Consider the following 22,740-nt stretch of genomic DNA (forward strand, 5'->3'; position numbering starts at 1 on the left):
TCAGTGCGCCCTCATCCGGCCTTCGCCCGTTTGTGGCGCCGGTAGGACGCCACGCTGACAGGGATCATCAGCAGATAGAGCGCGGAGAGTGCCGCCAGCGTTTCCCATGGATAGGAAATCAGGAAAACCACGAACAACACCATGAGGGCCAGGAACGGCAGCACGAATTCACGCGGCACGCGGGTAAAGGTTTTGCCGGAGAATGTCGGCACGCGGCTGACCATCAGCACGGCAACAAGGATTTCATAGGCTGCAATCGCCCGCATGAAGGAATGGCCTTCGGTGAGAATGCCAAGGAAGCCCAGATAAAGCGGCGCCAATGACAATACAGCGCCAGCCGGTGCGGGCATGCCGGTGAAGAAGCTGGCCGCCCAGGCGGGTTTGTCCGGATCATCCAGAGCTACGTTAAAGCGCGCCAGGCGCAGGGCACAGGCAATCGACAACATGAGGCAGACGACCCAGCCAAAGGTGCTGAGCCAATTCAGCGACCAGAAATAAACCAGGATGGCGGGAGCTACGCCGAAATTCACAAAGTCGGCCAGCGAGTCCAGCTCTGCGCCAAATCGCGAAGTGCCTTTGAGGTAGCGCGCCAGGCGGCCATCAAAACCATCAAGCACCACAGCGAAAATGATGCCGCCTACTGCGAGCTCAAACCTGCCTTCCACCGCGAAACGAATGGCAGTGACGCCGCTGCACAACGCCAGCAGCGTCAACAGATTGGGCAGGAGGAAACGGATCGGGATGCCACCTATCGCCCTGCTCCGGCGCTTGGGCATTGCGGACGGCTCTGGTGCAGCAACTTGTGCTACGGGCTGTTTGGCGGGTTTACGGGCCATGGGTCAGCCGGCACGATAGCCGGTGGCGGCACCCGTCACAGACAAATCAGCCAGAATGGTTTCTCCGGCCACGGCGCGCTGGCCGATGCCCACCAGCGGTTTGACATTGGCTGGCAGATAGACATCCACGCGGCTGCCAAAGCGAATGAGGCCGAAGCGCTGGCCGGCCTGCAGGCTGTCGCCCTCGCTCACAAACTTAACGATACGGCGTGCAACGAGCCCGGCGATCTGCACAACGCCGATGGTCAGGCCATGCGGGCCGTTCAGGGTGAAGGCCTGGCGCTCATTGTCTTCGGAGGCCTTGTCGAGATTGGCATTCACAAACGCGCCCGGCACATAGGCCAGCCGGGCAATGCGGCCCGCCACGGGGGCGCGGTTGATGTGAACGTCAAAGACATTCATGAAAACCGAAATGCGCAAGGTGGGCTCGCGCGGCATGTCCAGCTCTGGCGGCGGAATGACGGTGGCGATGCTGCTGACCTGGCCATCGGCGGGGGAAATCACCAGGTTTTCGCCCAGCGGTGTCGTACGTGTCGGGTCGCGGAAGAAATAGGCGCACCAAAGGGTGAGGATGCAGCCCACCAGCGTGAGCGGCCACCAGCCAAGCCATTGAAACAAGGCCGTAACAACGGCAAAAATGGCGACAAAGCGCCAGCCTTCCTTATGCACCGGGGCCAGGCCCGATTTGATACTGTCAATAATGGTCACACAACGATTCCCGCGTTGCAAACGGGTATAGGTGTTCCTAGGGCAAATCAAAAGCCTGAAACGGCGCGCGCCAGGCGCTCAGCTTGTCGCTGAGGCCCGGCTGCCTTTTCCGTTTTTCTGTGTGACAGTCCCTGAATTGGTAGAGCGCTGTAGCTTGGCCCCGCTATCTTCACGCTCTTGGCGTGCTGCATTTGCTGCAGTCACCAAGCCACTATGCCCGTGCCACAATAAACTTTTGTGAATGGACAGGGTAAACGGTGGGAAACCCGGTGGATTTGAGCCGCAGGATTAACGGCAGATTCCCACGCATCCTTACCGAAAGATTGATTCAGGCCTCGCCGGCCACTTCCGCGAGCTTGCGGCGGGCTTCGTCGGCCTGCTGCTGTTTCGACCACATGGTGGCGTAGAGGCCCTTTTTCTTAAGAAGCGTGTTGTGGTGGCCGCGCTCCACGATGCGGCCTTTTTCCAGCACGAGGATCTCATCAGCATCAACAATGGTGGAGAGGCGATGCGCGATGACCAAAGTGGTGCGGTTGCGCGATACGTCTTTCAGTGCGGACTGGATTTCACGCTCGGTCAAACTGTCCAGTGCGGAGGTTGCCTCATCAAGGATCAGGATGGGCGGCGATTTCAGGATGGTGCGGGCGATGGAGACGCGCTGCTTCTCGCCGCCGGAGAGTTTGAGGCCGCGCTCACCCACCACTGTGTCATAGCCATGAGTGAGGTCCATCACGAAATCATGAATCTGCGACATGCGGGCGGCCTGTTCGATTTCGAAGTCAGTTGCATCGGGGCGGCCATAACGGATGTTGTAGCGCACCGTGTCATTGAACAGCACTGTGTCCTGCGGGACCATGCCAATGGCGCGGCGCAGGCTTTCCTGCTGCACATCGGCGATGTTCTGCCCGTCAATCAGGATGCGACCGGCGGTAACGTCATAGAAACGGAATAGCAGGCGCGAGATCGTCGATTTGCCAGCACCCGATGGGCCGACAATGGCGACGGTTTTTCCGGCGGGCACGGTGAAGGACACGCCTTTCAGAATTGGCCGCTCACGATCATAGGCGAAGGACACATGATCGAAGGTGATGTCACCCTTGCCGGCGATGAAAGCGGGAGCGCCCGGCTTGTCGGCGATTTCGGTGTTTTCGTTGAGGATGGAGAACATGCCTTCCACGTCAATCAGGCCCTGCTTGATTTCACGGTATGACGAGCCAATGAAATTCAGCGGCATGGCCAGCTGGATCATCAGGCTATTGACCAGGACCAGATCACCAATCGTGCCGGTGCCATTGAGAATCTGCATTGTGGACATGACCATGACGATGGTGAGGCCGACAGAGAAGATGATCGCTTGCCCGGCATTGAGGCCTGCGAGTGAAACCCAGGTATCTACCGCCGCACCTTCATAGCGGCCCATGGCGACGTCATAACGGTCGGCCTCGTGTTTCTCGTTGCCGAAATATTTGACGGTTTCAAAATTCAGCAGGCTGTCGATGGCTTTCGAGCCGGCATCATTGTCGGCCTCGTTCATGATCTTGCGGATGCCGATGCGGCGCTCGGTGGCCCAATAGGTGAAGCCGATATAGGCGACGATGGTGATGATGATGACCACTGAATAGAGCCAGCCCAGTGACCAGGCGATGGCGCCGCAAAGGAAGGCGATTTCAATGCCGGTCGGGAACGTGTTGAACAGCGCAAAGCGCAGCACCGAATCCACGCCATTGATGCCGCGTGAGATGACGCGCGAGAGTGCACCCGTCTTGCGCTCCAGATGGAATTTCAGAGATAATCTGTGCAGGTGCTTGAAGGTGGAATAGGAAAGCTCACGCACGGCGCGCTGCCCGACCTTGGCGAAGACCGCATCACGCAGTTGGGCAAAGACCACCGAAAAGATGCGGCCCAGGCCGTAATTCATCACCATGAAAATCGGCACGGAGAGCAGCGCGGCCTCAATGCCCTTGTTGGCTACCAGAGAATCAGTTGCACCCTTGAAGGCATAAGGCGTGAGGATCGTCACCACCTTGGAGAACAGGAGCAGCAGCATGGCGATGACCACGCGGCTTTTGAGATCTGCCCTGCCTTTCGGCCAGAGATAAGGCAGCAGGGCGCGCATCGTCTCCCATTGGCTGCCTTCGAAATTCTGTCCCGTGGTCCTGTTGCGCATATCGGTTCAAAGCCTTGTATTCTGTGGTAGATGAGATGCCGGAACAGGTAGCTGGCGTGGGTTCGGGATTTGTTGAAACTTTGCCAGGATCACTTGCGGGCCGGGCAGCAATTGGTGTTCCGCAGCGACAATCCAAGCGACCGCGAGACCCGAAATCAGGGCCGGAAGTGCGAAGAAAAAGCGGATGGCTTTAGTCATGGTGCAATGCAATTGATCTTGTCATGCTTTGGCCCCATATGGGAGTGAAGAGCCTGCTGCATAAGGCCCTGAACCCCAAAAAGCAAAGTTGACGATGACGCAGAACCCCCGCCCGATTGAACACCGCCTCTGCGTTTATTGCGGGTCCAGTCCGGGGCGGAATCCCAGCCACATGAAGTCGGCCATCGCCCTTGGCACCGCGATGGCGCGGGCGGGCATTGGACTGGTTTATGGTGGTGGCTCCATCGGCCTGATGGGGGCCACGGCCCAGGCGGTTCTCGATGCCGGTGGGCATGTGACCGGCATCATCCCGGAATTTCTGGTGGCCAAAGAGCGCATGCTGGACGGGGTGAATGAACTTGTCGTCACCCGCTCCATGCATGAGCGCAAGACTCTGATGTTTGAACGCTCCACCGGCTTTGTGGCTTTGCCCGGCGGCATTGGCACGCTGGAGGAACTCGCTGAAATCACCACCTGGGCGCAACTGAACCAGCACGCCAAACCGATCATCGTGGCGGATTTTGAAGGCTATTGGGAACATCTGCTGAAGCTGCTGGACCATATGCGCGCCGAGCAATTCATCCGCGCCGAGACGGAAGTGTTTCTTGATGTGGCCAAGACTGTCGATGAAGTGGTGCCGCTCTATCACGCCCGCTTAGGACAGGCACGGCAGAAAGTGCCGCTGGCCGCGATCAGGCAGCAGCTTTAGCCGTTACATCAAGGCTGGCGCTTTTCGCCCGCTCATCCAGAATTGCCGACACGGAATAGATCGCACAAGCCAGCCAGATAATGCTGAAGGCGATGAGCTTCCACTTGTCCAGATGCTCGCCGAACACGAAGACCGCCGTGAGGAACACGATGGATGGCGACAGGTATTGCAGAATGCCCACGGTGGAATAGCGGATCAGGCGCAACGAAGTTGAGTAGAACAGCAGCGCTCCGGCGGTGAAGGCACCGCAACCCAGCAGCATCAGGGTGTTGTAAGTGCTGGTGCCGAAATAGGCCTGGCCGTGATTCCACAAATAGAGCTCAATGAAGAAGAGCGGGATCGAAGTGAGGATCACTTCGATGGTGAAGCCTTCGACAGCACCCACGGGCATGGTTTTGCGCACCAGGCCGTAGAGGCAGAAAGTACCGCCGAGCGACAGGCCGATCACCGGGAACACGCCGGTGCCGACGGTGACGACGATTACCGCCACGACAGCCATCGCAATGGCGATCATCTGCGGTTTGGTGAAACGCTCACCCAGAAAAATATATCCGACTGCCACATTGAGCAGCGGGTTGATGAAATAGCCGAGGCTGGCATCCAGCGTGCGGCCGTTGGTGATGCACCAGATATAAAGCGTCCAGTTGAAGACGACGAGGAAACTGGTGAGGCAGAAAATGGCCATCAGTTTCGGATTGGTGAGCACGCGCCAGACGGCGTCCAGCAGGCCCAGGCGCCAGACCATGAACAGGCCGATCGGGATGCTCCAGATTGCGCGGTTGGCGGCGATTTCCAGCGGATTCACATAGCGTATCAGGCCGAAATAGAAGGCCATCGCGCCCCAGAACAGATGGGCGATGACGGCATAGAGCACGCCCTTGTGTTCGTCAGACAGGCCTTCAACGCGGGAAATCATGCTGGAGCTTTATCTGATCCGGCGGGCTTCACGCCAGACCGAAGCGCACATGGCTGGAATGCAGCCGCCATTCATCGGCGGCCGTGATGCATTCCATCAGTTTGCGTGATGGATCAGGCGGCAACGCCCTCCTGCAGCAGCTTGAACACCATCGCATCGAGCAGCGCCTGGAACGAGGCTTCGACGATATTGGGCGACACGCCGACGGTGAACCAGCGGCGGCCCGTGCTGTCCTTGCTTTCGATCATGACGCGGGTGATGGCGCTGGTGGAGCCATTGAGGATACGCACCTTGAAATCAACCAGCCCCATGTCTTCGATATGCTTCTGGTATTTGCCGAGGTCCTTGCGGAGCGCCACGTCCAGTGCCGAGACCGGGCCATTGCCCTCGCCCGCGCTGATCATCACTTCATCGCCGACTTTGACCTTGACCGAGGCTTCTGAGTACATGTTGCCATCGCGCAGGCCTACATTCACCTGGAAGCTGAGCACGTCGAAATAATGCGGCAGGCTGCCCAGCGTGCGGCGGGCGAGAAGCTCGAATGAGGCATCCGCACCGTCATAGGCATAGCCGATGGCTTCTCGTTCCTTCACTTCGCGCAGCAGGTGATCGAGGCGCGTGTCATCCTTTTTCACCGCGAGGCCGATGCGTTCGAGCTCTGCGATGAGATTGGATTTACCGGCTTGGTCCGAGACCAGAATAGCGCGGCGATTGCCCACGCTTTCGGGCTTCACATGCTCGTAAGTTTCCGGGTCCTTCGCCAGCGCCGAGGCATGGATGCCGGCCTTGGTGGCGAAGGCCGATTTGCCGACATAGGGCGCCTGCGCATTGGGCGCGCGGTTGAGCAGCTCATCGAAGGCGCGCGAGATGGTGGTGAGTTCGCTCACTTTGGCGCTGATTTCAAACTGCTTGGCGTAATGCGGCTTGAGGCCCAGCGTGCCGATGATCGAGATCAGATTGGCATTGCCGCAACGTTCACCGATGCCGTTCAGCGTGCCCTGGATCTGGCACACGCCAGCCTCCACCGCTGCGAGCGAATTGGCCACGGCCTGTTCGGTATCATTATGGGCATGCACGCCGAGATGGCTGCCGGGGATGACTTTCGCCACGGCGGTGACAATCTCGCGCACTTCATGCGGCATGCTGCCACCATTGGTTTCGCACAGCACGACCCAGCGCGCGCCGGCATCATAAGCGGCCTTGGCACAGGCCAATGCGTATTCCGGATTGGCCTTGTAGCCATCGAAGAAATGCTCGCAATCGACCAGCACTTCCTTGCCTGCATCCTTGGCAGCCTTCACGCTGTCGGTGATGGATTCGAGATTCTCTTCATTGGTGCAGCCGAGTGCGACGCGCACCTGGTAGTCCCAGCTTTTGCCGACAAAGCAGATTGCCTTGGCCTTGGCTTGCAGAAGGGTTTGCAGGCCCGCATCATTGGAGACGGAGCGACCGGCCCGCTTGGTCATGCCGAAGGCGGTGAAAGTGGCTTTGCATTTGCGCTCTTCTGCGAACAGCGCGGTGTCGGTGGGGTTGCCACCGGGATAGCCGCCTTCGATGTAATCGACGCCGAGACGGTCGAGCAGTGCCATGACGGCCAGCTTGTCTTCCAGCGAGAAGCTCACGCCCGGCGTCTGCTGCCCATCGCGCAAGGTGGTGTCAAAGAGAGTGATCTTGCGGCGGGTCATCTCTTCACTTTCCATTCGGTCTTGAGTTCGCCGGTGGCGGGGTCTTTGGCGTCCTGGATTTCAATGCCCATGGCGACGAGCTCATCGCGGATGCGGTCGCTTTCCGCGAAGTTCTTGGCTTTGCGGGCTTCGATGCGGGCGGTGACAAGTTCATCGATTTTTCCAGTTTCGATGATAGATTCACTGAAAGTTTGCCGCAGCGCCTCGTTCGAAAGCGTGAAGCCCAATAGATCGAGAGATGCTTTTAGTTTCCCAAATTCGCCCTGTTTTGCAAGCTGATGCAATCGAGTGAATGCAGCATGTGAATTCAGATCATCGCTCAACGCTTCGATAACTTCGGCGTCAGGAGCAGATGCGGTGACGGCTGCTGTATCTGTCTGCCAGCCACGCAAGGTTTTGTAGCTGTCTTCCATGCTGGCCTGCGTCCAATCAATCGGCTGGCGATAGTGCGTTTTCAGCATGTTGAAGCGCGCGATTTCGCCACCCCAGTTCTGCAACACATCAGCAATTGTGATGAAATTGCCCAAGCTCTTCGACATCTTCTCGCCTTCGACCTGCAGGAAGCCATTGTGCATCCAGTAGTTCGCCATCACCTTGCTGCCATGGGCGCAGCGGCTTTGGGCGATTTCGTTTTCGTGATGCGGGAAGATCAGATCGAGGCCGCCGCCGTGAATGTCGAAGACTTCGCCCAGATGCGCCTTGCTCATGACCGAGCATTCGATGTGCCAGCCGGGGCGGCCGCGGCCCCAGGGAGACTCCCAGCCGGGTTCACTGGCTTCGGATTGCTTCCAAAGCACGAAATCGCCGGGGTTTTTCTTGTGCGCATCAACGGCCACGCGCGCGCCAGCCAGTTGGTCTTCCATCTTGCGCCCGGAGAGCGCGCCATAGTCCTTCATCGAGCCGGTATCGAACAGCACTTCGCCTGCGGCCTCATAGGCGTGGCCGCGGTTGATCAGTGTGCTGATCATTTCGACCATGCCTTCGATATGCTCGGTGGCGCGAGGCTGCGCATTGGGCGGCAAGCAGCCGAGGGCGCTCACATCCTTCTGGTATTGATCGTAGGTTTTTTCGGTGACCTTGCGGATCGCTTCGTTCAGCGGCGTGCCGGGATAGTCGCGCAGCGCGCGGGCGTTGATCTTGTCATCCACGTCGGTGATATTGCGCACATATTTGACGTGATCCGCCCCATAAGTATGGCGCAGCAGGCGGTAGAGCACGTCAAACACGATGGCGGGCCGCGCATTGCCGATATGGGCAAAATCATAGACGGTGGGGCCGCAGACATACATGCGCACGTTGGAAGGATCGAGCGGCTTGAACTCTTCCTTCTTCCTCGTCAGCGTATTGTGGATGCGCAAAGTCATGGATTTTCCTGGGTTGGCTGCCCGGGTAACGCTTGAATGAGATTAGAGTAAGCGGCGCCCAGCCAGCGATATGTTCGCTAGATGCAAATAATAATGCTGCAAATCGCAGCGATGGGGCGGGCGGTGTTCATTGCGGGCGCAAAATGCGCGAAAGGGCGGCAAAGGTCAAGCCTTGCCGCCCCATAGGGTTTCCGAATGCTAGCGCCTCAATTGGCCGGTGCGCAGCTTTTGTCGTCCGGCTTGCAGGGCTCCGAGGCCTTGGGTTTTCCGGCCTTGGGCGGTTCAGCCTTGGGTGCTGGCGCCTTGGGAGGCTCCATCTTTGGGGGTTCCGCCTTGGGTGCCTCAACCTTTGGAGGTTCTACCTTCGGGGGGTCAGCCTTGGGTGCCTGAGCCTTTGGAGGTTCTACCTTCGGCGGTTCAGCCTCGGGTGCCTGAGCCTTTGGAGGTTCTGCCTTCGGGGGTTCAGCCTTGGGTGCCTGAGCCTTTGGAGGTTCTGCCTTCGGGGTCTTCGCCTTCGGAGGCTCTACCTTTGGTAACTGTGCCTTTGGGGGCTCAGTTTTCGGGGGCTCGGTTTTCGGAGCCTCAGTCTTTGGTTGTTCTGCCTGAGGCGGTTGTGTGGGTGGAGTTTCAGCCTTGGGAGGCTCTGCCTTTGGTGCCTCAGCCTTTGGTGGCGCGGTCTTGGGTGTTTCTCCCTGTTTGGTGGCATCAGGCTGCTTCGTTGGCTCTGCCGGCGCCGCCGGCTGCTCGCCATTGGCGGGCAGATCAACAGATGGCGTGGCAGCTGGCAACTTTGGTTTGCCAGCTTGTTGCTTCGTCACCTGCTCCAACGGCTTCACATCAGCCGGCTTGGCCTCTGCATCAGCTTTCAGTGTGCCCTGGAACACGGTGACAGCAGCTTGCTGGCCCGACTGCTGGCCTTTGGCCGCAACAGGATCATTTACCGTCTTCACCTCCACGCTCTCCACAGGCTTGCCACTTTGCTGCTGGATGAAATTCACGTTGATCACATTGTTGATGATGATGTTGTTTTCCACCACCACCGGACCAGCGAATTGCGACCTATCGTAGATGCGGCGATTTTCGTTCTGGTCGCGCACGATGCGTGCATTCAAATCCCGGTCCTGGAAATTCCTCGCAGGAACGTTCACCCAAAAATAAAACGGCAGCGCACCGATCGAGGCCGAAATGTCCACGCTTCCGCCCGGATTACGATCATAGTAATCGTCGTCATAATCAGGTGACAGAGGTGCCCATGAGACGTCACGGTCGGTGCGGCGCCAGCTCACCCAAGCCGGAGCCCAGCGCTTGCCTGGTACCCAATACCAGCCGATATCGCGTGCATAGCCCCAACGTCCATAGTGGTAGGTCGCCCATCCAAACCGCTCGTCGGACACCCAGACCCAACCGTATTGACGGGTATGAGACCAGTGGCCCTGCGTGTAAGGGCGCCAATTGTCGTCAACCCTGCTTGGCACAAATACGTAACGGTCTTTGTACCTCACCCATTCGCCATCGTTTTTCAGCCCGTCATAGAAGACGGAAAAACTCAGAGATACATTCTGCGCCTGGGCAGCAGAGATTGAACGGATTGCGCTGGGCGCATCGGGGAACATCCCGACACACATCACCGCAACGGCACCGCTTAGCAATAATGACTTGATACGCACAGATTCAGTCCTCCTGGTTATCACTGTCAATGAAGCGAGAGGGGGTGAGTTCCGAACGCCTCGGAAATGTAACCTAGGTGAACCGAAAATGAACGAGGACAAGCAGGTTTTCAGCGCGCTGGATTTGCTCGGACGCCAGGGTTAGCCCCTTGGCCGAAGAGAACTTTGCGCTCATCGTCGGTCATCGGCTTGGAATAGGAGGCTGCGACGTTCGCATAGGCTTTGACCACGGCGGGGCGGGCCTTGATCGCTTCAAACCAGCGCTTGAGGTTCGGAAAATCCTCAAGCTTCTGCTTGTGGTTTTCATGCGGCACGATCCAGGGATAACTGGCCATGTCGGCAATCGAGTATTCACCGGCGACAAATTCACGGTCGGCCAGGCGCTTGTTCAGCACGCCGTAAAGCCGCGCGGTTTCCTTGGTGTAGCGGTCCATCGCGTAGGGGATTTTCTCAGGCGCATAGACGTTGAAATGCCCGTTCTGCCCGGCCATGGGACCGAGGCCCGCCATTTGCCAGAACAGCCATTCCATCACTTCGGTGCGGCCGCGAATGTCGGCGGGAAGGAACTTGCCGGTCTTTTCGGCGAGATATTGCAGGATGGCGCCTGATTCAAAAATGCTGATCGGCTTGCCGCCGTCTTTCGGCGCGTGATCGACAATCGCAGGCATGCGGTTGTTGGGGGCAATGGCCAGGAATTCCGGCTTGAACTGGTCGCCCTTGCCGATATCGACCTTGTGAATAGTGAAGGGAAGGCCCGCTTCTTCGAGGAAAATCGTGATCTTGTGGCCATTGGGCGTGGGCCAATAGTGAAGGTCAATCATGTTGCTTCTTTCTGTATTCGAGTTTGATACAGATAGGCGGCAACCTGCCGATTACAAGCGCATTTTCTGCAGGGTCTCCAAGGTTTCCACGCAGGCCAGAGCCGCCTCCCTGCCCTTGTTGTGGTGGTCTTCACGGCTGCGGGAAATGGCCTGGTCATCATTGTAAGTGGTGATGATACCAAAGGCGATCGGCGTTTCGGTGGCCAGCATGGCCAGCATGGTGCCGATCGTGCCGCCGAGGCTGATGAACTCAAAATGCGCCGTCTCGCCCTTGATCACGCAGCCCAAGCAGATCACGCCCTGATAGCGGCCAGAGCGGGCCAGGCTTTGGGCGAGCAAGGGAAGCTCGAAAGCGCCGGGAGCCGGAAAAACGTCTTCCGGCTTTACAGTGATGCCATGCTCCGCCAAGGCAGCGATGGCGCCTTTCTTCAATCCACCTGTGACTTCTTCATTGAAGCGGCTGGTGATGACGGCAATGCGCCAGGTGGACTTTGTTTCGGGGATGGTGCGCATAATTTTCAGTTCCATTTCGTCAGTTCGAGCTTGGGTTTCGCAGCCGGGGGCAGCGTGTGGCCGAAGCGGGCGCGCTTGGTTTCGAGATAGAGAGCGTTGAAGGGGTTGGGCTCCACACCCAGCGTCACGCCCACCACTGCAACGCCACCATCCTTGAGGGCAGCTTCCTTGGCGGGATTGTTGGTGAGCAGCTGCACTTGCTTCACGCCGAAGTGATGCAGGATCTTGGTTGCGGCAGCATAGTCCCTGCCATCGGCGGCAAAGCCCAGCGCCGTGTTGGCGTCCAGCGTGTCATAGCCTTTGTCCTGCAGCGCATAGGCGGCGATCTTGTTGGCAAGGCCGATGCCCCGGCCCTCATGGCCGCGCAGATAGATCACCATGCCGCCATCGCTTTCGGCCACTTGGCGGATCGAGTCCTGCAATTGCGGGCCGCAATCACAGCGCAGGGAGCCGAAGGCTTCGCCCGTGAGACATTCGGAATGCACGCGCACCAGCGGCACGGCGGGCAGCGGATGCTTGACGAGGGCCAAATGCTCAACGCCGTCAATTTCCGAGCGGAAGGCATGAATGCGCAGCGGCGTTTCGGCATAGCTGGTGGGCAAGGCAGCGGCGGAGACCTGCGGCAGCCAGTTTTCGGTGGCCAGGCGGTGCTGCACGATTTCGCTGATCGCCAACATGGGCAGATTGTGCGTGCGGGCGAAAGCGGCAAGTTCCTCGCCCTTGGCCATGTGGCCATCAGCGCCCATGATCTCGACAATCACGGCCGCCCTGTTCAGGCCCGCGAGAATCATTAGATCCACCGAGCCCTCGGTATGGCCGTCGCGTTTCAGCACGCCGCCTTCAGTCGCGCGCAGCGGAAAGATGTGGCCGGGTGACACGATGTCTCCGGCTTTTACATTCGGGTCTGCGGCTACCTTGATGGTGTGGGCACGGTCAAAGGCTGAAATGCCTGTTGTGATGCCTTCGCGCGCTTCGATGGATGCGGTGAAGGCGGTGCTGCGGCGCGCCTTATTAGCGGCCACCATGGGCCCGAGGCCCAATCGGTCAATCTGCTCTGCCGCCATCGGCAGGCAGATGAGGCCGCAAGCCTTCTGAGCCATGAAGGCGATGGCTTCGGGCGTGGCAAATTCTGCTGCCATGACCAGATCGCCTTCATTCTCGCGGCTTTCATCGTCGGTCAGGATGATCATGCCGCCATTGCGCAATTGTTTCAGGGCTTCGGATAGGGCTGACATAGGCGCTCCACATATTTGGCAATGACGTCGACTTCGATATTGAGCGCATCGCCCACGGCAGTTGCGTGCAGCGTGGTGTGCTCCCAGGTGTGAGGAATGATCATCAGGCCGATGCGTGCGCCGCCGCCTGGCTGATCTTGCAAGGAATTGATGGTGAGGCTGATGCCATCAATGGCGATTGAGCCCTTCTCAACGCAATAGCGCGCGACAGAGGCCGGGATATCCACCGCCAGTTTCCACGCACCGCTGATGGCTTCCACTGCAACCAGCTTGCCCATGCCATCCACATGGCCTTGCACCATGTGGCCAGAAAGTCTGGTGTTGAGACTGACGGAGCGTTCGAGATTCACTTTGGTATCTGCCGCGACCTGGCCGAGATTGGTGCGCGCCAATGTCTCGCTGCTGGCGAAGAATTCTGCATCCCCGCCGAGGAAAATATCGGCGACGGTGAGGCACACGCCGTTGACAGCGATGCTCTCACCCAATTCCAGATCTCCGTAGCCGGTGAGGACGCGGCAGGTGAGTGCACCGTCCTCAAAGGTGGCGTCGGCCACCTGGCCCAGCCTGTCAATGATTCCTGAGAACATGGTCTATCTTGTCTCCGTCATATTCGGTTCCGGCAGTTTGGCTGATGCGCACATGCTCATCCCAGAAGGGAGAGGCGAGCACATGCGCTGTGAGCAATGGGCCCGCCTCCACCAACACTTCGAGACCGCCCCCGGCCACGACAGAATGCAGGGCTTCACCCAGATGGTGATGAAATTCGATGGTGAAGCCGCGCGCAGTGGCGGCATCGACATAGGCTTGCGGCACCCGGCGGCGGCGATCAAATAGGATCAGCTTGCGGCGCTTGTTGGGGAAATCCTCGACATTGCGCACGGTGAAATGCGGATCATCCGCAAGGATGGTGCCGGAGCCAGTGATGATGGCATCGGCCCGGCGGCGCAATTGATGCGCTAGGTTCAGTGATGCAGGCGAGGTGAATGTCTTTTCACCCTGCGGCGGGATCATGGTGCCTTGAAGATTGATCGCCTGCTTCACTGTGAGCCAAGGCAGGCCCAGCTTTGCCACCTTGCGGAACGGCGCGATGAGACGCTGCAATTCGGTGCTTTCGGCAAATACGACTTCGATTCCTTTGGCATGCAGAAGTGCTGCTCCGCCGCCGGTCACCTTTGGGTTGGGATCGCGCGCGCCGATGATCACGGATTTTGCGGGCGTGGCCAGAATGGCTTCGGTGCAAGGCGGTGTGCGGCCGTGGTGGTTGCAAGGTTCTAGCGTGACCACAACAGTGTGGATGTCGTTCACACGCCCCAGTTCGCGCGCCTGTTTGATCGCCAAGGCTTCGGCATGAAGCTGGCCTGCGCCATGATGGGCGGCCGTGGTGATGATCTTGCCCGAAGCATCCAGCAACGCGCAACCCACTGGCGGATTGGGCGCTGTCGCTCCTTCGCATTCGCGCGCTGCGGACAAGGCCGCGCGCATGCCGGCCCTGATGTCAGCCTGCGAAATCCGTTCAATCACTGTGGTGTGTGACACCTGTTTCTTCCGCCTTTCAGCGTTCAACAGGGCAATGAAAGAAACGAAATCCACACCCAATACGGGTGCGGTTTGTCCCTATCATGTGTTCTCTTTCATCCGGACTATACCGTCGGCCTTGGAATCTCACCAAGTCTGCTGACACCTTCTTTCAAAGGCCGCTCGCGGGCTCCCGGTCCGAAGACCGATTACCGCCGGTGGGGAGTCACACCCCGCCCTGAGAACTGTATCTGTAATAGGATGGGTTTCAGAAAAAAACAAGGGCGGCCAAAGCCGCCCTTTCAAATTGAAATCGAGAGTTCGTTATTCGGCCGCTTCGAAGGCCTCATCCTCGTCCCACTTTTTGGGATTGAGGGCCTGTTCCTTTTTCAGCTCTTCGGCCACCAGGAATGACAACTCCAGCGCCTGGGCCGCGTTGAGGCGGGGGTCGCAGAAGGTGTGGTAGCGGTCGTTGAGGTCTTCATCGCGCAGAGCACGCAGGCCGCCGGTGCATTCGGTGACGTCCTTGCCGGTCATTTCGACATGGATGCCGCCGGCATGGGTGCCTTCTGCCTGATGGATGGCCATGAAGCCGCGCACTTCCTTCAGGATCGAGTCGAAGGGGCGCGTCTTGTAGCCGGTGGTTGATTTCACCGTGTTGCCATGCATCGGGTCACACGACCAGACGACGACGCGGCCTTCACGCTTCACGGCGCGAATGAGATCCGGGAGGTGCTTGTCCACCTTGTCAGCGCCGAAGCGGGCGATGAGGGTGAGACGGCCGGGTTCGTTCTCCGGGTTGAGCAGATCAATCAGCTTGATCAATTCATCCGGCTTTAACGACGGGCCGCATTTCAGGCCAATCGGGTTCTTCACGCCGCGCGCGAATTCCACATGGGCATGATCCGGCTGGCGCGTGCGGTCACCAATCCACAGCATGTGGCCAGAGGTGGCATAATAGTCGCCACTGGTCGAATCCACACGCGTCAGCGCCTGCTCATAACCAAGAAGCAGCGCTTCATGGCTGGTGAAGAAATCGGTCGAACGCAGCTGCGGTGCCGTTTCCGCCGTGATGCCGCAAGCGCGCATGAAGCTCAGCGCCTCGCCGATCCGGTCGGACATGGCCGAATATTGCTCTGAAGCGGGGCTGTCCTTCAGGAAGCCCAGAGTCCACTGGTGCACATGCTCAAGGTTGGCATAGCCACCCTGGGCAAAGGCGCGCAGCAGGTTCAGCGTGGCGGCAGACTGGCGGTAAGCCATGATCTGGCGTTCCGGGTCCGGCAGGCGGCCCGCGATGGTGGCTTCTGAGTCATTCACGATGTCGCCGCGATAGATCGGATATTCCACGCCGCCAATGGTTTCGGTGGGCGAGGAACGCGGCTTGGCGAACTGGCCGGCAATGCGGCCGACTTTCACCACTGGCTGACGGCCAGCGAATGTGAGAACCACAGCCATTTGCAGGAACACGCGGAAAAAATCGCGGATGTTGTCGGCTGAATGTTCAGCGAAGCTTTCGGCGCAATCGCCGCCTTGCAGCAGGAAACCCTTGCCTTCGGCCACGCGGGCCAGTTTACGCTTCAGCTTGCGGGCTTCACCTGCAAAAACCAGCGGCGGAAAGCCAGCGAGACGGCCTTCCGTGGCCTTCAGCTTTTCGGCATCCGGATAATCCGGCATCTGCATCACGGGGAAATTCCGCCATGAGTCAGGTGTCCAATTCGCAGTCATTTCAGTTACTCCACCAAAAAAGAGAGCCTCATATAGGGGGTTCAGGGCCTGAACGCCAGCCCAGCTGAGGCTTTGGGCAGTGGCGGGAAAGTTCAGGACTTGTGGTAAATCGACCTGAAAAGCGCTTTTCGGCCAGATAGGATTCGGCCGCCGACTTATAGGCTTCCTGGCGGTCTACCGACCAATAGCGCAGGTTTTCAAGGCGGATCGGGTCGCCGGTCACGGCGCAGCGCACGAATTCACCCTCACGGAGGACCTGGAAGTCTCCGTCGAGATATTTGATCCGGGCCTCACGCTGAGGCGGGATGGGGTGGCCGTGAAAATTCATGACGTGGGACATATAGCGCTTGGCCGCCCAAATTAGAAGAGTGACTTTTGCGCCTTGGGCGGCGTGGCGGTGACGTCGAGTTTTCCGTCAGCCATTTCGACCTGCAATTGCGCGTTGGGCTTGATGCCGGTGATGCCGCGCAAGGGCGTGCCGGAAGCATCGCGCAGCACCGCAAAGCCGCGCGCCAGCACGGATTTATAGCCCAGCGCGCCGAGCAGTTTGGTTTCGGATGAGAGCATGTCGCGCTTGCGGGCGAGAAGTTGCGTGAGGCCGCGTGTGGCCCTGCCTTGGCTTTCGGTGAGGCGGCGGCGGGCTTCGGTGACGCGATTTGCCAAGGGACCGAGGCTCAGGCGGCCGGACTGGCGGGTGAGTGTGAGCGCATGGCTTTGCAGATTGGCCCTCAGGCCGCGCGGCAGGGCCGCCGCAGAGCTATCCAATCGCTGGCGGGCCTGGGCGAGAATATCGTCCGGTTTGGGCAGCGCGCGGGCGGCGGATTGCAGGCGCAGTTTCACTTCCGAGAAGACGCGCGACAGGCCGCGCTTCTGGCGGGCTTCGAGACTTGCGAGTTCTGCCACCAGATCGGCGCGCACGGGAACCGCGCGTTCAGCGGCAGCGGTGGGCGTGGGGGCGCGCCAATCGGACACGAAATCGATCAGCGTTGTATCGGTCTCATGGCCCACGGCGGAGATCAGCGGAATGGCACTGGCGACCACGGCGCGGGCGACGATTTCTTCGTTGAAAGGCCAGAGATCTTCGAGCGAGCCGCCGCCGCGCGCCACGATCAGCAGATCGGGCTTGTCGGCCATTTCATTGAAGCCCTTGATGGCCGCAGCCACTTCGGCGGCGGCGGTTTCGCCCTGCACGCGCACCGGCCAGACCAGAACCTGGCGCGGGAAGCGGTCATTCAGCCGGTGCAGAATATCGCGGATCACAGCACCCGTGGGCGAAGTGACGATGCCGATCACGCGCGGCAGATAGGGCAGCGGCTTCTTGCGCGATTGCTCGAACAGGCCTTCGGCCTGCAACATGCGCTTGCGTTCTTCCAGCAGCGCCATGAGTGCGCCGGCACCGGCGGGCTCGATATTTTCGACGATGATCTGGTAGCTGGATTTGTTGGGGTAAGAGCTGATCTTGCCGGTGGCGATGACCTCCAGCCCGTCCTGCATCTTGCTGCGCAGGCGGGAGAAGCTGCCGCGCCAGATGATGGCGTCGATTTTGGCGCCCTCGTCCTTGATCGAGAAATAGCAATGGCCGGAGGAATGCGGGCCGCGATAGCCGGAAATCTCGCCACGCACGCGCACATGGCCGAAGCGGTCTTCCAGCGTGCGCTTCAGCGCTTGCGACAATTCACTGACTGACACCTCGCCCTGATTGGAGACAGGTGCGGCATCCAGAATTTCACCGGTTTCAGGATCGTATTCGACCAAACGAGTTTTCCTTGATTCCATCCTGTTGATGCCAGATAGGGTTGGCTCATGCAAAACGAAAACATGAATGTCCTGCTAATCGGCTCAGGCGGGCGCGAGCATGCTCTGGCTTATGCGCTGGTGAAATCCAAGCGGCTGAACAAGCTGTTTGCGGCCCCGGGCAATCCGGGCATCGGGCAATTGGCGGAAATCGCCAATCTCAAGATTTCCGATCATGCGGCGGTGATCGCGTTCTGCCGCGACCAGCAGATCGGCTTCGTGGTGGTGGGGCCGGAAGCGCCGCTGGTTGCGGGTTTGGTGGATGATTTGAAGGCTGCAGGCATTCCCGCATTCGGGCCTACGAAATTTGCCGCACAGTTGGAAGGCTCAAAGGGTTTCACCAAGGACCTTTGCGCGAAGTACAATATTCCCACTGCTGCCTATGAGCGCTTCAAGGCGGAAGCCCCTGCCCTTGCTTATCTCAAGAAGATGGGCGCGCCCATTGTGGTGAAGGCTGATGGGCTGGCAGCGGGCAAAGGCGTGACTGTCGCGATGACACTGGCTGAATCGGAAGCTGCTGTGAAAGAGATTTTCGCCGGGCGCTTTGGCGAGGGCGAATGTGTGATCGAAGAATTTCTTGAAGGCGAGGAAGCGAGCTTCTTTGTGTTGACCGATGGTGTGGATGTTTTGCCGCTCACTACCGCGCAGGATCACAAGCGCGTGGGCGAAGGCGACACCGGGCCGAATACCGGTGGCATGGGGGCCTATTCCCCTGCCCCTTGCATGACCAATGCGCTGTGCGATGAGGCGCTGGAAAAAATCGTGAAGCCTACGGTCAAGGGGCTGGCCGAGATGGGGCATCCCTATACTGGCGTTTTGTATGCGGGCCTGATCCTCACGGCGCAGGGGCCGAAGCTGATCGAATACAATGCGCGATTTGGCGATCCCGAAACGCAGGTGCTGATGATACGGCTGGAAAGCGATCTCATCGATCTGCTGTTGGCCACTACCAATAGCACGCTGAAGGGCAAGGTTGCGGCCTGGAAAAAGCAACCAGCGTTAACAGTTGTTGTCGCCGCAAACGGTTATCCCGGTGATGTGCAAAAAGGGAGTCCGATCAACGGTTTGAATCAGGACTTTGAGAAAGGCGTTGAAGTGTTTCATGCGGGCACGGCGCTGGATGGCGAGGCGCTGGTTTCCAATGGCGGGCGCGTCCTTAATGTGACCGCAACGGGCGATGATATACGATCGGCGCAGGCCAAAGCCTACCGCGTGGTTGATGCGATCAACTGGACGGATGGCTTCTGCCGCAGAGACATCGGTTGGAGAGCGCTGGAGAAATGAAAATCGGATTGGCCCTCGGCGGTGGATCGGCGCGCGGACTGGCGCATATTCCCATGCTTGAGGCGTTCGATGAACTGGGCCTCAAGCCTTCGGTGATTGCCGGCTGTTCGATGGGTGCGCTGGTCGGCGCACTTTATGCGGGCGGCATGAGCGGCATCGAAATCCGCGAGCACGCTGTGCGTCTGCTTTCGCACCGGCGGATCTTTGCCAAGCATGTTTTTGGCACCAAGCAGACGCGGTTCTCGCAATTGTTCTCGGTGAGCAGTTTGCTTTCGGTGCGGCTGGACGGGCAGAAGCTGGCCGACATTGCCTTGCCCAATGATTTGCCGCAGCTGATCGAGGACCAGAAAATTCCGCTGAAAATCATCGCCACCGATTATGAATCGATGGAAGAAGTGGTGTTCACCAAGGGTAGCGTCACCGCGGCGGTGGGTGCTTCGATCGCCATTCCAGGCGTGATCAACGGGCCTTACATCAATGGCCGATTGCATGTGGATGGCGGGGTGAAGAACCCCGTGCCGTTCAACCATGCCAAGGCCGATTTCACCGTGGCCATCGATGTGACCGGCAGGCCCCGCCCGCTGGGTGGCAAGACGCCGAGCAGCTTGGAACTGGCAGTCGGTTCGCTGCTGATCACTTTCAATGAGCTGGCGCAATTGCGCCGCGCGCAGCATGCGCCGGAAATCTATATCACGCCGGACGTGGACCGGGTGGGTGCCGCAGATTTTTTCCGGGTGAACCAGATTCTGGAATGGGCCAAGCCCGCCAAGGAACAGCTGAAGCGCGAACTGGATGCGCGCGTCAACGCGCTGATCAACCGCGAACTCAGCGACGCGTTTGAAAGAAATTGAGCAGCAGCGCCTTGGCCTCGGCCTCGCCGATGCCGCTGTAAACCTCCGGCCGGTGATGACAGGTGGGTTGCCCGAAAAAGCGCGGGCCGTTTTCCACCGCACCCATCTTTTCATCCGATGCGCCGAAATAGACGCGCCTGATGCGGGCGAATGAAATCGCCGCTGCACACATGGCGCAGGGCTCCAGCGTGACATAGAGATCGCAATCAATTAGCCGCTCGCTGCCCAGCACCTGGGCGGCCTTGCGGATGGCCAGCAGTTCGGCATGGGCGGTGGGGTCTTTGTCTGCCAGCGTGCGGTTGGCGGCGCTGGCCAGGAGATCGCCGTCTTTCGACAGGATGACGGCACCCACCGGCACTTCACCGAGGAAAGCGGCGGCCTTGGCTTCTTCGATAGCCAGCATCATCGCCTCTGGCAGTTTTTGTTTGAGCATGGCAGATGCATATTCCATTCCAACGGATCACACCATGCGCATTGTCGCCGGAAAATTCAAAGGCCGCGAAATCAAGGGGCCAACAAGTGGCGCCACAAGGCCCACCTCGGACCGGGTGCGCGAATCCATTTTCAACATTCTGGCGCATGGCGTGGAAGGTTTTGAGCTGGAAGATGCGCGGGTGATGGACCTGTTCGCCGGCACCGGCGCGCTGGGGCTGGAAGCGATTTCGCGCGGCGCCAAATATTGCTGCTTTGTAGAAGAAGACGCGGGCGCGCGCGGCGTGATCCGCACCAATGCGGATAATTGCGGGGTGATCGGCCAGACCCGCATCTGGCGGCGCGATGCGACTGATCTGGGGCCTGCGGCACCGCAGTCGCCCTATGAGCTGATTTTCGCTGATCCGCCTTATGGTAAGGGATTGGGCGAGAAGGCTCTGGCTTCGGTGCTGGCGGGCGGGTGGTTGAGTGCTGGCGGCGTTGTGGTTCTGGAAGAAGCCGCCAAAAGCATTGTGGGTGACGTGCCGGGCCTTGCGTTGCTGGACAAGCGCGAATATGGCGACACGCAGGTTTTGATTTACCAGAAGGCCTAAGCCCTCCCGAACAGCCGCTCGATGTCCTTCATTTCCAGCGCGATGAAGGTTGGCCTGCCGTGGTTGCATTGGCCGGCATTGGGGGTGTGTTCCATTTCACGCAGGAGCGCGTTCATTTCATCGACGCGGAGTTTGCGGCCGGCACGCACGGAATAGTGGCAGGCCATGGTGGCCAGCAGGTGGTTGATGCGGGCCTGCACGCCTTCGGACTGGTCTGACTCGAGCGCGTCGTCCGCCACGGCCTTAAGCAATGCTGCGATGTTGGCCTGTGCCAATGCGGCGGGCACTTCGCGCAGCAAGATCGCGTTTTCGCCGAAGCTTTCGATCTTCAGGCCCAAGGCAGCGAGATCAGTTTCGATGGCCAACACGCCTGCGAGCGCTGCGGGATCAAGCTCCACCACCTGCGGCACCAACAGAGGCTGGGTGACGATACCCTGCCCGGCTCTCTCTGCCTTCAGGCGCTCGTAAACGATACGTTCATGCGCGGCGTGCTGGTCCACCAGGATGAAGCCAGCTGATGTTTGCGCCACGATGTAAGTGTCGTGAATTTGCGCGCGGGCGATGCCCAGCGGGTAATCTGTCAGTGGGGTTTGGGCTGCCTCTTCACTCAATCCCTCCAGCGGCATTTGCATGGCGAAGGCGGCTTGCGTGGCGGCAGGAGACGGCGACCAGTTCTGGCTGAAGGCAGACGCGGCAGCGAAAGTCTTGGCAGTGTCCGGTTTGATTTCCATCCCCGTCAGCACCCGCTTGATGGCGGAGACGATGAGGCTGCGCACCAGGCTTGGATCGCGGAAGCGCACTTCGGTTTTGGCGGGATGCACATTCACATCGACGCGCGTGGGCGCGCAGTCGATGAACAGCACGACCGAAGGATAGCGCCCCGGCGGCAGCACATCGGCATAGGCGCCGCGGATGGCACCGCTGACCAGCTTGTCGCGCACCGGCCTGCCGTTCACAAAAGCAAATTGTTGCATGGCATTGCCGCGCGCATAAGTGGGCAGCGAGGCATAGCCTTCGATGCGGATGTCTTCACCGGCATGCGAAACGAGATGGGCGTTGGTGATGAACTCCTGGCCTAGGATGCGGGCGATGCGCGCATGCTGCTTTTCGCCTTGCGGCGCGTTGAGCCACTGCCTGTCCTCACTGGCAAATGTGAATCCGATCCCAGGATGCGCGAGCGCCAATCTGCGAATCACATCAACCGCTTCGGTGGTTTCGCTGCGATCTGACTTGAGGAATTTCAGGCGCGCCGGCGTGGCATAGAAAAGATCACGCACTTCGATCTCTGTGCCTTTCGCGAGACGCGCCGGTGCGGGTTGCGAAAACACACCTGCCGCACCTTCCAGTGCATGTGCCTCGTCGCTTCCTTCAGCATGCGAGGTCAAGGCGAAGCGCGAGACAGATGCGATGGACGGCAAGGCCTCGCCGCGAAAACCCAAAGTGGAAATGTTGATCAGTTCATCATCGCTGAGTTTCGACGTGGCGTGGCGTTCCAGCGCCAGCAGCATGTCTTCCGGCACCATGCCGATGCCATTGTCGGTGACGCGGATCAGGCTTTTGCCACCGCCGCGGAAGACCACATCAATCTGGGTTGCGCCCGCATCGATCGCATTCTCCACCAGTTCCTTGACCGCACTGGCAGGCCGCTCCAGCACTTCGCCTGCGGCGATGCGGTTGATGGTCCCTTCAGAAAGTTTGCGGATTCGCATGGACGGCAAGATAGCCGC

General features: G+C 59.4%; 21 protein-coding genes, 1 pseudogene and 1 riboswitch. Of the genes and pseudogenes, 4 read left to right on the plus strand and 18 right to left on the minus strand.

Going from position 1 to position 22,740, the window contains the following annotated elements; genetic code table 11:
* Positions 1–11: 11 nt before the first annotated feature.
* From F8B91_RS07025 to F8B91_RS07040, 4 genes are all read right to left on the minus strand, one after another.
* Positions 12–836, minus strand: coding sequence for a CDP-alcohol phosphatidyltransferase family protein (locus tag F8B91_RS07025; RefSeq protein WP_196502963.1), 825 nt, complete (start codon positions 834–836; stop codon positions 12–14).
* Positions 837–839: 3 nt separating this feature from the next.
* Positions 840–1,544 (minus strand): phosphatidylserine decarboxylase, encoded by a 705-nt coding sequence (locus tag F8B91_RS07030; RefSeq protein ID WP_196502964.1) that lies wholly within the window; start codon positions 1,542–1,544, stop codon positions 840–842.
* A gap of 328 nt (positions 1,545–1,872) precedes the next feature.
* Positions 1,873–3,711: an ABCB family ABC transporter ATP-binding protein/permease gene (locus F8B91_RS07035; protein ID WP_196502965.1), complete on the minus strand. Its 1,839-nt coding sequence runs from the start codon at positions 3,709–3,711 to the stop codon at positions 1,873–1,875.
* A 6-nt stretch (positions 3,712–3,717) separates the two neighbouring features.
* Complete coding sequence (locus F8B91_RS07040; protein ID WP_196502966.1) at positions 3,718–3,909, minus strand: hypothetical protein; 192 nt, start codon at positions 3,907–3,909, stop codon at positions 3,718–3,720.
* Between the two features lie 94 nt (positions 3,910–4,003).
* Here F8B91_RS07040 and F8B91_RS07045 point away from each other — a divergent pair, with 94 nt between their 5' ends.
* Positions 4,004–4,618 carry a TIGR00730 family Rossman fold protein gene (locus F8B91_RS07045; protein ID WP_196502967.1) on the plus strand — a complete coding sequence of 205 codons (615 nt, stop codon included), beginning with the start codon at positions 4,004–4,006 and terminating at the stop codon, positions 4,616–4,618.
* Here F8B91_RS07045 and rarD read toward each other — a convergent pair.
* The 12 genes and pseudogenes from rarD to xseA all read right to left on the minus strand — a co-directional run bounded on the left by rarD (position 4,602) and on the right by xseA (position 17,814).
* Positions 4,602–5,534 carry an EamA family transporter RarD gene (gene rarD, locus F8B91_RS07050; protein WP_196502968.1) on the minus strand — a complete coding sequence of 311 codons (933 nt, stop codon included), beginning with the start codon at positions 5,532–5,534 and terminating at the stop codon, positions 4,602–4,604. The genes F8B91_RS07045 and rarD overlap by 17 nt on opposite strands.
* 113 nt (positions 5,535–5,647) lie before the next feature.
* Complete coding sequence (cimA, locus tag F8B91_RS07055; protein ID WP_196502969.1) at positions 5,648–7,219, minus strand: citramalate synthase; 1,572 nt, start codon at positions 7,217–7,219, stop codon at positions 5,648–5,650.
* Positions 7,216–8,583 (minus strand): cysteine--tRNA ligase, encoded by a 1,368-nt coding sequence (gene cysS / locus F8B91_RS07060; RefSeq protein ID WP_196502970.1) that lies wholly within the window; start codon positions 8,581–8,583, stop codon positions 7,216–7,218. Before cysS ends, cimA begins: the two co-directional genes overlap by 4 nt.
* Positions 8,584–8,789: 206 nt before the next feature.
* Positions 8,790–10,250 (minus strand): DUF6600 domain-containing protein, encoded by a 1,461-nt coding sequence (locus F8B91_RS07065; RefSeq protein WP_196502971.1) that lies wholly within the window; start codon positions 10,248–10,250, stop codon positions 8,790–8,792.
* A 110-nt stretch (positions 10,251–10,360) separates the two neighbouring features.
* Complete coding sequence (locus tag F8B91_RS07070; protein WP_196502972.1) at positions 10,361–11,071, minus strand: glutathione S-transferase N-terminal domain-containing protein; 711 nt, start codon at positions 11,069–11,071, stop codon at positions 10,361–10,363.
* A gap of 51 nt (positions 11,072–11,122) precedes the next feature.
* Complete coding sequence (gene ribH, locus F8B91_RS07075) at positions 11,123–11,599, minus strand: 6,7-dimethyl-8-ribityllumazine synthase (RefSeq protein WP_246714988.1); 477 nt, start codon at positions 11,597–11,599, stop codon at positions 11,123–11,125.
* Positions 11,590–12,819, minus strand: a complete 1,230-nt coding sequence (ribB, locus tag F8B91_RS07080; RefSeq protein WP_196502973.1) for a 3,4-dihydroxy-2-butanone-4-phosphate synthase — start codon at positions 12,817–12,819, stop codon at positions 11,590–11,592. The genes ribH and ribB overlap by 10 nt, the downstream gene beginning before the upstream one ends.
* Positions 12,795–13,406: a riboflavin synthase gene (locus tag F8B91_RS07085; RefSeq protein ID WP_196502974.1), complete on the minus strand. Its 612-nt coding sequence runs from the start codon at positions 13,404–13,406 to the stop codon at positions 12,795–12,797. Before F8B91_RS07085 ends, ribB begins: the two co-directional genes overlap by 25 nt.
* Positions 13,387–14,355: a bifunctional diaminohydroxyphosphoribosylaminopyrimidine deaminase/5-amino-6-(5-phosphoribosylamino)uracil reductase RibD gene (ribD, locus tag F8B91_RS07090; protein ID WP_348641724.1), complete on the minus strand. Its 969-nt coding sequence runs from the start codon at positions 14,353–14,355 to the stop codon at positions 13,387–13,389. The genes F8B91_RS07085 and ribD overlap by 20 nt, the downstream gene beginning before the upstream one ends.
* Before the next feature lie 83 nt (positions 14,356–14,438).
* Positions 14,439–14,584: riboswitch (FMN riboswitch) on the minus strand.
* 74 nt (positions 14,585–14,658) lie between these two features.
* Positions 14,659–16,059 carry a class II 3-deoxy-7-phosphoheptulonate synthase gene (locus F8B91_RS07095; protein WP_196502975.1) on the minus strand — a complete coding sequence of 467 codons (1,401 nt, stop codon included), beginning with the start codon at positions 16,057–16,059 and terminating at the stop codon, positions 14,659–14,661.
* 127 nt (positions 16,060–16,186) lie between these two features.
* Positions 16,187–16,387, minus strand: a pseudogene (locus tag F8B91_RS16910) (DUF2093 domain-containing protein); the annotation flags it as partial.
* Positions 16,388–16,419: 32 nt separating this feature from the next.
* Complete coding sequence (gene xseA, locus F8B91_RS07105) at positions 16,420–17,814, minus strand: exodeoxyribonuclease VII large subunit (RefSeq protein WP_348641725.1); 1,395 nt, start codon at positions 17,812–17,814, stop codon at positions 16,420–16,422.
* A gap of 63 nt (positions 17,815–17,877) precedes the next feature.
* Here xseA and purD point away from each other — a divergent pair, with 63 nt between their 5' ends.
* Complete coding sequence (purD, locus tag F8B91_RS07110) at positions 17,878–19,137, plus strand: phosphoribosylamine--glycine ligase (protein ID WP_196503922.1); 1,260 nt, start codon at positions 17,878–17,880, stop codon at positions 19,135–19,137.
* Positions 19,134–19,988 (plus strand): patatin-like phospholipase family protein, encoded by an 855-nt coding sequence (locus F8B91_RS07115; RefSeq protein ID WP_196502978.1) that lies wholly within the window; start codon positions 19,134–19,136, stop codon positions 19,986–19,988. Before purD ends, F8B91_RS07115 begins: the two co-directional genes overlap by 4 nt.
* Here the strand turns inward: F8B91_RS07115 and F8B91_RS07120 are convergent.
* Positions 19,963–20,421 (minus strand): nucleoside deaminase, encoded by a 459-nt coding sequence (locus tag F8B91_RS07120; RefSeq protein ID WP_432432025.1) that lies wholly within the window; start codon positions 20,419–20,421, stop codon positions 19,963–19,965. The genes F8B91_RS07115 and F8B91_RS07120 overlap by 26 nt on opposite strands.
* Between F8B91_RS07120 and rsmD the strand changes: the two genes are divergently transcribed.
* Entirely contained in the window at positions 20,420–21,013 is a 594-nt protein-coding gene (gene rsmD / locus F8B91_RS07125) for a 16S rRNA (guanine(966)-N(2))-methyltransferase RsmD (protein ID WP_432432026.1), read from the plus strand. The genes F8B91_RS07120 and rsmD overlap by 2 nt on opposite strands.
* Here rsmD and mutL read toward each other — a convergent pair.
* On the minus strand, positions 21,010–22,722 hold the full coding sequence (gene mutL / locus F8B91_RS07130) for a DNA mismatch repair endonuclease MutL (RefSeq protein WP_196502979.1): 1,713 nt from the start codon (positions 22,720–22,722) through the stop codon (positions 21,010–21,012). The genes rsmD and mutL overlap by 4 nt on opposite strands.
* Between the last annotated feature and the right edge of the window lie 18 nt (positions 22,723–22,740).

The organism is Aestuariivirga litoralis, assembly GCF_015714715.1.
In the GTDB taxonomy this organism is placed as follows: Bacteria; Pseudomonadota; Alphaproteobacteria; order Rhizobiales; family Aestuariivirgaceae; genus Aestuariivirga; species Aestuariivirga litoralis_A.

What these genes read in the sequence shown, in the direction of transcription:
- F8B91_RS07025 (WP_196502963.1), bottom strand. Translation starts at nt 836, where the DNA reads ATGGCCCGTAAACCCGCCAAACAGCCCGTAGCACAAGTTGCTGCACCA.
- F8B91_RS07035 (WP_196502965.1), bottom strand. Translation starts at nt 3,711, where the DNA reads ATGCGCAACAGGACCACGGGACAGAATTTCGAAGGCAGCCAATGGGAG.
- F8B91_RS07040 (WP_196502966.1), bottom strand. Translation starts at nt 3,909, where the DNA reads ATGACTAAAGCCATCCGCTTTTTCTTCGCACTTCCGGCCCTGATTTCG.
- F8B91_RS07045 (WP_196502967.1), top strand. Translation starts at nt 4,004, where the DNA reads ATGACGCAGAACCCCCGCCCGATTGAACACCGCCTCTGCGTTTATTGC.
- rarD (WP_196502968.1), bottom strand. Translation starts at nt 5,534, where the DNA reads ATGATTTCCCGCGTTGAAGGCCTGTCTGACGAACACAAGGGCGTGCTC.
- cimA (WP_196502969.1), bottom strand. Translation starts at nt 7,219, where the DNA reads ATGACCCGCCGCAAGATCACTCTCTTTGACACCACCTTGCGCGATGGG.
- cysS (WP_196502970.1), bottom strand. Translation starts at nt 8,583, where the DNA reads ATGACTTTGCGCATCCACAATACGCTGACGAGGAAGAAGGAAGAGTTC.
- F8B91_RS07070 (WP_196502972.1), bottom strand. Translation starts at nt 11,071, where the DNA reads ATGATTGACCTTCACTATTGGCCCACGCCCAATGGCCACAAGATCACG.
- ribH (WP_246714988.1), bottom strand. Translation starts at nt 11,599, where the DNA reads ATGGAACTGAAAATTATGCGCACCATCCCCGAAACAAAGTCCACCTGG.
- ribB (WP_196502973.1), bottom strand. Translation starts at nt 12,819, where the DNA reads ATGTCAGCCCTATCCGAAGCCCTGAAACAATTGCGCAATGGCGGCATG.
- F8B91_RS07085 (WP_196502974.1), bottom strand. Translation starts at nt 13,406, where the DNA reads ATGTTCTCAGGAATCATTGACAGGCTGGGCCAGGTGGCCGACGCCACC.
- F8B91_RS07095 (WP_196502975.1), bottom strand. Translation starts at nt 16,059, where the DNA reads ATGACTGCGAATTGGACACCTGACTCATGGCGGAATTTCCCCGTGATG.
- purD (WP_196503922.1), top strand. Translation starts at nt 17,878, where the DNA reads ATGAATGTCCTGCTAATCGGCTCAGGCGGGCGCGAGCATGCTCTGGCT.
- F8B91_RS07115 (WP_196502978.1), top strand. Translation starts at nt 19,134, where the DNA reads ATGAAAATCGGATTGGCCCTCGGCGGTGGATCGGCGCGCGGACTGGCG.
- rsmD (WP_432432026.1), top strand. Translation starts at nt 20,420, where the DNA reads ATGGCAGATGCATATTCCATTCCAACGGATCACACCATGCGCATTGTC.
- F8B91_RS07120 (WP_432432025.1), bottom strand. Translation starts at nt 20,421, where the DNA reads ATGCTCAAACAAAAACTGCCAGAGGCGATGATGCTGGCTATCGAAGAA.
- mutL (WP_196502979.1), bottom strand. Translation starts at nt 22,722, where the DNA reads ATGCGAATCCGCAAACTTTCTGAAGGGACCATCAACCGCATCGCCGCA.